Genomic DNA, 10291 nt, shown 5'->3' with positions numbered 1-10291 from the left:
GAATTTCAAGGTGGCGAGATAGAGGTTCAGCGTCAGCCCGGAGGTGAGTACGCTGGCATAGTTCGAGAGCGTGAAGGTCGGGATCAGGCCGCCGAACCCATCCGTCTCGAACACGCTCGCCACCAGCACGACCATGATCGGCAGCACGAAAAACGGAATCAGGACGAGAACGAGCGGGGATATGTAGAGCCAGCTGACGACGGCTCGGCGGAAGCGCATTCGGACCGTCCCGGAAAATTCGACACATGCAACGGCGCGTCGGTCCAGCCCATAAGATGCTGGACCGACGGGACAATCGGCTCAAGCGACCTTAAAGTCGTTCCAGCGCTTGTTCATGTAGGCGGCCTCGTCCATCAGCGTGTTCCAGCACGAGATGTTGGTCACGCGCTCGGTGAAGGAGCCGCCGTCGCGCACCGTGCCGACCTTCTCCATCGGGACGCCGTAGGGATCGGTGATCGCCTCGGGGGCAGGCTTGCCTTCGTACCAAAAGGCGTATTCCGCCGGCGTCATGAACTTTTTCGCGGTCGACGGGACGGGGCTGTAATAGCCGTAGCGGCTGACGAACGCGCCCTGCCAGCCCGACATGTACCAGTTCATGTATTCGTAGGCGGCTTCGAGCTTCTTGCCGGTAAGGTGCTTCATCAGGCCCATGCCGTTGCACCAACCGCGATAGCCTTCCTTGCCGTCCTTGATGTTGACCGCCGCATAGGTGCAGGGGATCTGCTTGACGCGGACCGCGGCAACCGCCGGCGACCACATCGACTGGATCACGACTTCGCCGGCCGCCATCAGCTGCACCGACTGGTCGAAGGTGGTCCAGGTGGCGCGGAACTGGCCCGCCTTCTTCAACTCGATCAGCTTGTCGCAGGTGAAGTCGATCTCTTGCTTCGTCATGTTACCCTTGTTGCCGTACTTGATCAGCCCGGCGCTCTCGAAGCACAGCGCGGCGTCCATGATGCCGATCGCGGGCACGTCGAGGATGGCGGCCTTGCCCTTGAACTTCGGGTCGATCAGGTCCTTCCAGGCGGTGACGGTGTGGCCGACGAGATCGGGGCGGTAGCCCATCGAATCCGCGTTGTAGACCTGCGGCACGTTGGTCAGCCAGTCGCTGACGCCGTCGTGCAGTTCCTTGGAGTCAGCGGAGGGCAGGTACAGCGCTTCGAAAGGCGAGATGCCCTGGCGCGAGACCTTGTGACCCTCGAACTCGCCCTTGGTGAAGATCGGCAGGAAGTTGTCGAATTCCTTGATCTTCTTGGCTTCGATGCCCTGGATCACGCCGCGACGCGCCGCGAGCTTGGCTTGCCATCCCTCGAGGTCGGCGATGTCGACCGTGTTCGGCTGCGTGATGAACCGGTTGATGGCGGCGGACGTATCGAGGTTCTGCATCGTGACCTTGAAGCCGAGGTCTTTCGAGGCTTGGTCGCCGATCGCCTTGACCACCGAGTAGGACACGCCGACGTGGCGCAGCTCGATGTCCTTGATCTCTTGGGCCCAGATCGTCGGGAAGCCGGTGATCGCTCCGGAACCGATCGCCGCGCCCGCTGTGGCCGCGCCCGCCTTGATGAAGCCGCGACGGTTGACGCCGACGGTTGGGCCGGTCGTCGACTCCGCAGGCGCGTCGACCGCCTGGTGGTTTGTCGGATCGATCACTGTCATGAGCTGCTTCCCCGTCCTTGCCGCAAATCAAAATCCGGACTGCGAACAGCGGCGATGCCACTTAAAACATGGCACCGCTAAGCTTCGCCGCGTGAGAGGCTTGGCAAAAGCTATGCCGTAGCGGCATGAGCGGAACATGTCGATTGCAATTATCAACCTTGGGTTGTTATACTGCCGGGCGGTGCGACTCTCGATAGCAGATCGGTTGGTTGACAAAGCCATGACGCGGACTCTGATGACCGTCGACGCGCAACAGATATCATCGCCGCATGAGGCCGAAGACCGGGCCTATCTGTTCGAGCTGATCGCCGAGCTCGCGGCTCTGGCCAGCGGCCGCGGTGAAAAAGCCATAGCCGTGATGCTTACGGCGATCGTCAACGCCTATGCGTAGGCGGGGCGCATCATCGTCCGTATGGCGGCTACAGCATTTCTTGCTTGCCACTCTATGGGACTCTCTTTAAGAGCAAGGTTTGTGGCGCGGACCAACCGGTTCCGCGCCACGACTTTTTGCGTTTGCGTGATTGTCTCGAGACCGCTGCGTCTCATGATTCGTCCGCGGCGTGCGTCCCAGCACATGATTCGAGCCTATGGCCAATCCGTTTCAGTTTTTGCAGGAAGTTCGGCAGGAAGCCAACAAGGTCACGTGGCCGAACCGGCGCGAGACCCTGATCACGACCGCGCTCGTGATCGTCATGTGCGTCTTCGCCAGTCTGTTTCTCTTCGCCGCTGACCAGGGCATTCACATCCTGATCACCTTCGTCCTCAGCCTCGGCCATTGAGACAGGATATGACCGCTTCCATGAACAAGCGTTGGTACATCGTCCACGCCCATTCCAACTTCGAGAAGAAGGTCGCCGCCTCGATTCGCGAGCAAGCCGTCCAGCGCAAGCTCGAGGATAAGTTCGACGAGATTTTGGTGCCGACGGAGCAGGTCGTCGAGATCCGCAAGGGCCGCAAGATCAACGCCGAGCGCAAGTTCTTTCCAGGCTATGTACTGGTGAAGTGCGATCTTTCAGATGATATCTATCATCTCATCAAGAACACCCCGAAGGTCACGGGATTTTTGGGCGCCGACAAGCGTCCTGTGCCGATCTCGGATGCCGAAGCCGACCGCATCAAGGGCCAGGTGGCCGATGGTGTCGAGCGCCCGAAGGCGTCCATTTCGTTCGAGATCGGCGAGTCCGTGCGTGTCGCCGATGGCCCGTTTGCCTCGTTCAACGGCATTGTCGAGGAAGTCGACGAGAGCCGTTCGCGCGTCAAGGTTGCCGTGTCGATCTTCGGCCGCGCCACGCCGGTCGAACTGGAATACACGCAGGTCGAAAAGATCGTCTAACGACCACGGATTTTCTCTCCCGCTTGCGGGAGAGGGTGGCCTTCGCTTCAGCGAGGCTAGACGAGGGCGGCGCCGCAAGGTCTCGCTTCAGGTTGAAGCACCGGGCACATATCCGCGTCGCTTCATTCGAACCCTTCTCCGTTTGATGGAGAAGGCAACCCTCGTGGGAGACGAGCCATCGTCGCACCACGATAAAGGAGAGAAAAATGGCGAAGAAGATAACGGGTTACATCAAACTGCAGGTGCCGGCGGGCTCCGCCAATCCGTCGCCGCCGATCGGTCCCGCGCTCGGTCAGCGCGGCCTCAATATCATGGAATTCTGCAAGGCCTTCAACGCGAAGACCCAGCAGATGGAGAAGGGCACGCCGATCCCGGTGGTCATCACCGCGTTCCAGGATCGCTCCTTCACCTTCGAGATGAAGCAGCCGCCGGTCTCCTTCTATCTGAAGCAGGCGTCGGGCATTAAGTCGGGCTCGAAGACCCCCAGCAAGGGCGGCTTCGTCGGCAAGGTCACGCGCGCTCAGATCAACGAGATCGCCACCAAGAAGATGCCCGATCTCAACTGCGCCAGCATCGAAGCGGCGTCCGCGATGATTGAAGGTTCCGCCCGTTCGATGGGCCTCGAGGTGGTGGGTTAATCATGGCACATGTTGGAAAGCGCGTCGTCAAAGCCCGCGAGGGTATCGATCGCATCAAGCTCTATCCCGTCGATCAGGCCGTCAAGCTGGTCAAGGAACGCGCCAGCGCGAAGTTCGACGAGACCGTCGAAATCGCGATGAACCTCGGCGTCGACCCCAAGCATGCCGACCAGATGGTCCGCGGCGTGGTTAACCTGCCGAACGGCACCGGCCGCGTCCTGCGCGTCGCCGTTTTCGCCCGTGGCGGCAAGGCTGACGAAGCCCGCGCCGCCGGCGCCGATGTCGTCGGCGCCGAAGAACTCGTCGCCATCGTTCAGGGCGGCACGATCGACTTCGATCGATGCATCGCGACCCCGGACATGATGCCGCTCGTCGGTCGCCTCGGTAAGGTGCTCGGCCCGCGCGGCATGATGCCGAACCCGAAGGTCGGCACCGTGACCATGGACGTGACCTCCGCGGTCAAGGCGTCCAAGGGCGGCGCCGTCGAGTTCCGCGTCGAGAAGGCCGGGATCATCCAGGGCAGCGTCGGCAAGTCGTCGTTCACCGACGAACAGCTCGTCGCCAACATCATGGCGTTCGTGGATGCGGTGTCGAAGGCCAAACCGCAGGGCGCCAAGGGCACGTACCTTCAGCGCGTCGCGATCTCCTCGACGATGGGTCCCGGTGTGAAGGTCGATACCTCGACCGTGTCCACAGGTTCGCAAGGCTGATCTTGACAAACTGAAAATAACCTCTTGGCAATTCTTTGCCGAGAGGTTAGGTAGACAGCTCGGGTCGGCGCATGCGCCACCCAAGAAAGCTCACATGAGATACTTCACTGTCATTCCGTTCCTCGCATCGACCTCGATTACGAGATCAGTGCGTGGGGCGCTTGGCTGTTGAAGTTGGATTGGCCGGAAAGATGCGGGGTTCGCTCTGCGTCTTAACCGGCCACGTCCTGTCCTAGACTGCCGGCGCGTTCGCATCCTTCGGTCTGCGTTCGCTTAATTTTCTGAAGGCCATCCGGTTCCACCGGACGATCGACAGAGGCCAGCATAGACGGGGAAAGCCGGATTTTAGAGCGCGGGGCTTTGCTTCGTGCTCGTCGATTTTGGTTCGATCCTTCTGTCCGGTCCGGCGCCATGCCGTTCCGGGGACAGGCGCCGCGCCGCTTCGAAACGGGTCGATCTTAGGATCATCCCCGATCAGGGCGGTTTCTGCAACCGGCGGGTTCTGAAGCCCGCTCCAGGAGAATGATCTCCAGGAGAAGCACTGTGGACAGAGCGGAAAAAAAGGTAGCTGTCACCGCATTGAACGACGTCTTTACGACGACGTCCGTTGTGGTCGTGGCTCACTATTCCGGCCTGACAGTGGCCCAGATGCAAAATCTGCGTAAGCGGATGCGCGATGCTGGAGCCAAGGTACAGGTCGCTAAAAATCGTCTTGTGAAAATCGCTCTAGAAGGGACGTCGAGCGCGTCCATCACCGGTCTCATGACCGGCCCGACCCTGATCGCCTACTCGGACGATCCGGTTGCCGCACCCAAGGTTGCGGTCGCCTTCGCCAAGGAATTCGACAAGCTCGTCATCCTCGGCGGCGCGATGGGTCAAACCGCGCTTACTCCTGACTCGGTCAAGTCGCTTGCGACCATGCCGTCGCTCGACGAACTGCGGGCCAAGCTCGTGGGTCTCCTCGTGGCGCCTGCGACCAAGATCGCCCAGCTTTCAACCGCGCCGGCTGCCAAGCTTGCGCGCGTCTTTGCCGCCTACGCGGAAAAAGACAAGGAAGCGGCCTGAGCCTCACAAGACTCCGAAGCCTCACCCGGCTTCAATCGAACCAAATCATCGACCCATTAAAGGATCAACATCATGGCAAACCTCGAAAAGATCGTCGACGACCTCTCCGCCTTGACCGTTCTCGAAGCCGCTGAACTCGCGAAGCTGCTCGAAGAGAAGTGGGGCGTTTCCGCCGCTGCGGCTGTCGCCGTCGCCGCCGGTCCCGCCGCCGGCCCGGCCGCTGCCGTCGAAGAGCAGACCGAGTTCACGGTCATGCTGACCGCTATCGGCGACAAGAAGATCGAAGTGATTAAGGAAGTCCGCGCGATCACGGGCCTCGGCCTGAAGGAAGCCAAGGACCTCGTCGAAGGCGCTCCGAAGGCCGTCAAGGAAGGCGCGACCAAGGACGACGCCGAGAAGATCAAGGCCCAGCTCGAGAAGGCTGGCGCGAAGGTGGAACTCAAGTAGTCAGAGCCGGGCTTGCCCGGGTCATCTTCCAACAATTCGGACAGGCTTGGGCATTCGTCCAAGCCTGTCGGTTCGTCCCGGAAGGCCTAACGGCCTTTCGGCTTTTGCGTTTGCGGCCATGTGGGCTGCGCTGGGATCTCGACCCGCTGGGTTCGACCGTCTCGGAAACTAACGCGTCAGTTTAGGGCATCCGACGGGATGCGCGGCAGGTCCCCAGGGTCAGACCCCGGCTGGGATCGCCCCTATCAAACAGTGCGAGGAGCGACATGGCCCATCATAACGCGCAGACTTTCAGTGGCCGCAAGCGTGTTCGCAAGGTCTTCGGCCATATCCGCGAAGTCGCCGAGATGCCGAACCTCATCGAGGTCCAGAAGGCCTCTTACGACCAGTTCCTGATCGTCGACGTCCCCGAGGGCGGCCGCCTGGACGAGGGCCTGCAGTCGGTCTTCAAATCCGTCTTCCCGATCTCCGATTTCTCCAATACCGCGCTTCTCGAGTTCGTCAAATACGAGTTCGAACAGCCGAAGTATGACGTCGACGAGTGCCGCCAGCGCGGCATGACGTTTGCTGCGCCATTGAAGGTGACGCTGCGCCTCATCGTGTTCGATGTGGATCCCGACACCGGCGCCCGGTCGGTCAAGGACATCAAGGAGCAGGACGTCTATATGGGCGATATGCCGTTCATGACGATGAACGGTACCTTTATCGTCAACGGCACCGAGCGCGTGATCGTCTCGCAAATGCACCGCTCGCCGGGCGTCTTCTTCGATCACGACAAGGGCAAGAGCCACTCGTCGGGCAAGCTGCTGTTCGCCGCCCGCATCATTCCCTATCGCGGCTCGTGGCTCGACATCGAGTTCGACGCCAAGGACATCGTCTACGCCCGTATCGATCGCCGCCGGAAGATCCCGGGGACGTCGTTGCTCTATGCGCTCGGCATGGACGGCGAGGAGATTCTCTCGACCTTCTACAAGACCATCTCGTTCGAGCGGGAGAAGGATGGCTGGCGCTATCCATTCAACCCCGAGCGCATGAAGGGCATGAAAACCTCGACCGACCTGATCGATGCCGAGACCGGCGACGTGGTCCTCGAGACCGGCAAGAAGCTCACCGTCCGCACCGCTCGCCAGCTCCAGGAGCGGGGCGTCAAGTTCTTGCGCGCGGCCGACGACGATCTCTACGGCCAGTACATCGCCAATGACATCTACAACCCGCAGACCGGCGAAATCTTCGCTGAGGCGGGCGAAGAGATCACGGCGAAGTCGCTCCAGGCGCTGATCGAGGCTGGTTTCGAGGAGCTGCCGCTTCTCGACATCGATCACATCAACATCGGCCCCTACATCCGCAACACGCTGGCGGTCGACAAGAACCACTCGCGCGAAGAGGCGCTGTTCGACATCTATCGCGTCATGCGTCCCGGCGAGCCGCCGACGCTCGAGACGGCCGAGAACATGTTCCACTCGCTGTTCTTCGATCCCGAGCGCTACGACCTCTCCGCGGTCGGCCGCGTCAAGATGAACATGCGCATGGACCTCGATGCGCCGGACACCCAGCGTGCGCTGCGCAAGGAGGATATCCTTGCCGTTGTCCGCGCTCTCGTGGACCTGCGCGACGGCCGTGGCGAGATCGATGACATCGATCATCTCGGCAACCGGCGCGTCCGCTCGGTCGGCGAGCTCATGGAGAACCAGTATCGTCTGGGTCTGCTCCGCATGGAGCGCGCCATCAAGGAGCGCATGTCCTCGGTCGATATCGACACGGTCATGCCGCAGGATCTGATCAACGCCAAGCCGGCGGCCGCTGCCGTGCGCGAGTTCTTCGGCTCGTCGCAGCTGTCGCAGTTCATGGATCAGACCAACCCGCTGTCGGAAATCACCCACAAGCGCCGCCTCTCGGCGCTCGGTCCTGGTGGTCTGACCCGCGAGCGCGCCGGCTTCGAAGTGCGCGACGTGCATCCGACTCACTACGGCCGCATCTGCCCGATCGAGACGCCGGAAGGCCCGAACATCGGTCTGATCAACTCGCTCGCGACCTTCGCCCGCGTCAACAAGTACGGCTTCATCGAGAGCCCGTACCGTCGCGTCAAGGACGGCCACGTCACCGACGAGGTGAACTATCTGTCGGCGATGGAAGAGAGCAAATACTACGTCGCGCAGGCCGACGCGCCGATGGACAAGGGCAACACCCTGACGGAAGACCTCGTGGTCTGCCGTCACTCGGGTGACGTCATGATGGTGCCGCGCGACCGCGTCGACTTCATGGACGTGTCGCCGAAGCAGCTCGTCTCGGTTGCTGCCGCGCTCATCCCGTTCCTCGAGAACGATGACGCGAACCGCGCCCTCATGGGCTCGAACATGCAGCGCCAGGCCGTGCCGCTGGTGAAGGCCGATGCTCCGCTTGTGGGCACCGGCATGGAAGCCATCGTCGCACGCGACTCCGGCGCCGCCATCGCGGCGCGGCGGACCGGTTACGTCGACCAGGTCGACGCGACCCGTATCGTCGTGCGCGCCACGGAAGACAACACGGCGGGTCGTCCGGGCGTCGACATCTACCGTCTGATGAAGTTCCAGCGTTCGAACCAGTCGACCTGCGTCAACCAGAAGCCGCTCGTTCGCGTCGGCGACTTCGTCCGCAAGGGCGAGATTCTGGCGGACGGTCCGTCGACCGACCTCGGCGATCTCGCGCTCGGCCGCAACGTGCTCGTCGCGTTCATGCCGTGGAACGGCTACAACTTCGAGGATTCCATCCTGCTCAACGAGCGCATCGTGAAGGACGACGTGTTCACGTCGATCCACATCGATGAGTTCGAGGTGATGGCCCGCGACACCAAGCTCGGCCCGGAAGAAATCACCCGCGACATTCCGAACGTGTCGGAAGAGGCGCTCAAAAACCTCGACGAAGCCGGCATCGTCTACATCGGCGCCGAAGTGCAGGCTGGCGACATTCTGTGCGGCAAGATCACGCCAAAGGGCGAAAGCCCGATGACGCCGGAAGAGAAGCTTCTGCGCGCCATCTTTGGCGAAAAGGCCTCCGACGTCCGCGATACCTCGCTCCGCGTGCCGCCAGGTGTGCAGGGTACGATCGTGGAAGTGCGCGTGTTCAACCGTCATGGCGTCGACAAGGACGAACGCGCCCAGGCGATCGAGCGCGAAGAGATCGAGCGGCTCGCCAAGGATCGTGACGACGAACTCGCGATCCTCGACCGCAACGTCTACACGCGCCTCGTCGACATCCTGTCGGGCCAGAAGGCGATCGCCGGCCCGAAGGGGTTCAAGCGCGACACCGTCCTCTCCAAGGAGATCGTGGAAGAATATCCGCGCTCCCAGTGGTGGACGTTCGCGCTCGACGACGATGCCGTGATGGCCGAACTCGAAGCGATGCGGAAGCAGTACGACGAGTCGAAGAAGGGTCTCGAAAGCCGCTTCCTCGACAAGGTCGAAAAGCTGCAGCGCGGCGACGAACTGCCGCCCGGCGTGATGAAGATGGTCAAGGTCTTCGTCGCGGTGAAGCGCAAGATCCAGCCCGGCGACAAGATGGCCGGTCGTCACGGCAACAAGGGCGTTGTCTCGAAGATCGTGCCGCAGGAAGACATGCCGTTCCTCGCGGACGGTACGCCGGTCGACATCGTGCTCAACCCGCTCGGCGTGCCCTCGCGCATGAACGTTGGTCAGATCCTCGAGACGCATCTCGGCTGGGCCTGCGCCGGCCTCGGTAAGCAGGTCGCCGAGACGGTCAACGCCTACATGCGCAACCAGGATACGGCGCCGCTGCGGGCCAAGCTCAAGGAGATCTACGGCTCCAACGAGCAACTGGAAGGCCTTGACGACGAGACCGTCGTCGAAGTCGGCGAGAACCTGCGCCGCGGCATTCCGATCGCGACGCCGGTCTTCGATGGCGCGCATGAGCCGGACATCGTCACGATGCTGGAGCAGGCGGGTCTCGATGCCTCGGGTCAGTCGGTGCTCTACGATGGCCGCTCGGGTGAGCAGTTCGATCGTAAGGTGACGGTCGGCTACATCTATATGCTGAAGCTTCACCATCTCGTGGACGACAAGATCCACGCCCGGTCGATCGGTCCCTACAGCTTGGTCACCCAGCAGCCGCTCGGTGGTAAGGCGCAGTTCGGTGGCCAGCGCTTCGGTGAGATGGAGGTGTGGGCCCTTGAAGCCTACGGCGCAGCCTACACGTTGCAGGAGATGTTGACGGTGAAGTCCGACGACGTCGCCGGCCGCACCAAGGTCTACGAGTCCATCGTGCGCGGCGACGATACGTTCGAGTCCGGTATCCCTGAGAGCTTCAACGTGCTCGTCAAGGAAATGCGCTCGCTCGGCCTGAACGTCGAACTGACCTCGCGTCCGAAGATCGATCCGGACGCGCTGCCGACCGCCGAAGCGGCCGAATAACCAAGTTCAAACCTAAAGCGAGGCGCGCCAACCGCGCCT

9 protein-coding genes and 1 pseudogene are annotated in these 10291 nt (G+C 61.9%); 8 read left to right on the top strand and 2 right to left on the bottom strand.

Annotation, left to right across the window (positions count from 1 at the left end):
• Both GSQ79_RS29570 and GSQ79_RS14555 read right to left on the bottom strand, forming a co-directional pair.
• A pseudogene (locus GSQ79_RS29570) lies at positions 1-219 on the bottom strand (ABC transporter permease); the annotation flags it as partial.
• Between the two features lie 81 nt (positions 220-300).
• Positions 301-1656, bottom strand: a complete 1356-nt coding sequence (locus GSQ79_RS14555; protein ID WP_158809425.1) for a PotD/PotF family extracellular solute-binding protein — start codon at positions 1654-1656, stop codon at positions 301-303.
• A gap of 136 nt (positions 1657-1792) precedes the next feature.
• Between GSQ79_RS14555 and GSQ79_RS14550 the strand changes: the two genes are divergently transcribed.
• The 8 genes from GSQ79_RS14550 to rpoB all read left to right on the top strand — a co-directional run bounded on the left by GSQ79_RS14550 (position 1793) and on the right by rpoB (position 10252).
• Positions 1793-2047 carry a hypothetical protein gene (locus GSQ79_RS14550; protein ID WP_158809424.1) on the top strand — a complete coding sequence of 85 codons (255 nt, stop codon included), beginning with the start codon at positions 1793-1795 and terminating at the stop codon, positions 2045-2047.
• Between the two features lie 196 nt (positions 2048-2243).
• Positions 2244-2435, top strand: coding sequence for a preprotein translocase subunit SecE (gene secE / locus GSQ79_RS14545; RefSeq protein ID WP_158809423.1), 192 nt, complete (start codon positions 2244-2246; stop codon positions 2433-2435).
• Between the two features lie 20 nt (positions 2436-2455).
• Complete coding sequence (nusG, locus tag GSQ79_RS14540; RefSeq protein WP_158809422.1) at positions 2456-2989, top strand: transcription termination/antitermination protein NusG; 534 nt, start codon at positions 2456-2458, stop codon at positions 2987-2989.
• A gap of 206 nt (positions 2990-3195) precedes the next feature.
• On the top strand, positions 3196-3627 hold the full coding sequence (gene rplK, locus GSQ79_RS14535) for a 50S ribosomal protein L11 (protein WP_158809421.1): 432 nt from the start codon (positions 3196-3198) through the stop codon (positions 3625-3627).
• 2 nt (positions 3628-3629) lie between these two features.
• Complete coding sequence (gene rplA, locus GSQ79_RS14530) at positions 3630-4337, top strand: 50S ribosomal protein L1 (protein ID WP_158809420.1); 708 nt, start codon at positions 3630-3632, stop codon at positions 4335-4337.
• A gap of 543 nt (positions 4338-4880) precedes the next feature.
• Complete coding sequence (rplJ, locus tag GSQ79_RS14525) at positions 4881-5402, top strand: 50S ribosomal protein L10 (protein WP_158809419.1); 522 nt, start codon at positions 4881-4883, stop codon at positions 5400-5402.
• A gap of 72 nt (positions 5403-5474) precedes the next feature.
• The gene (gene rplL / locus GSQ79_RS14520; RefSeq protein ID WP_158809418.1) at positions 5475-5849 is read left to right on the top strand and encodes a 50S ribosomal protein L7/L12; all 375 of its coding nucleotides are present in this window, start codon (positions 5475-5477) and stop codon (positions 5847-5849) included.
• Between the two features lie 266 nt (positions 5850-6115).
• Entirely contained in the window at positions 6116-10252 is a 4137-nt protein-coding gene (rpoB, locus tag GSQ79_RS14515) for a DNA-directed RNA polymerase subunit beta (RefSeq protein WP_158809417.1), read from the top strand.
• Positions 10253-10291 lie beyond the last annotated feature (39 nt).

Source organism: Beijerinckia sp. L45 (assembly GCF_009765775.1).
Classification (GTDB): Bacteria; Pseudomonadota; Alphaproteobacteria; order Rhizobiales; family Beijerinckiaceae; genus RH-AL1.
The sequence above is the reverse complement of the archived record's forward strand: the minus strand, read 5'-3'. Positions and strand labels throughout refer to the sequence as shown.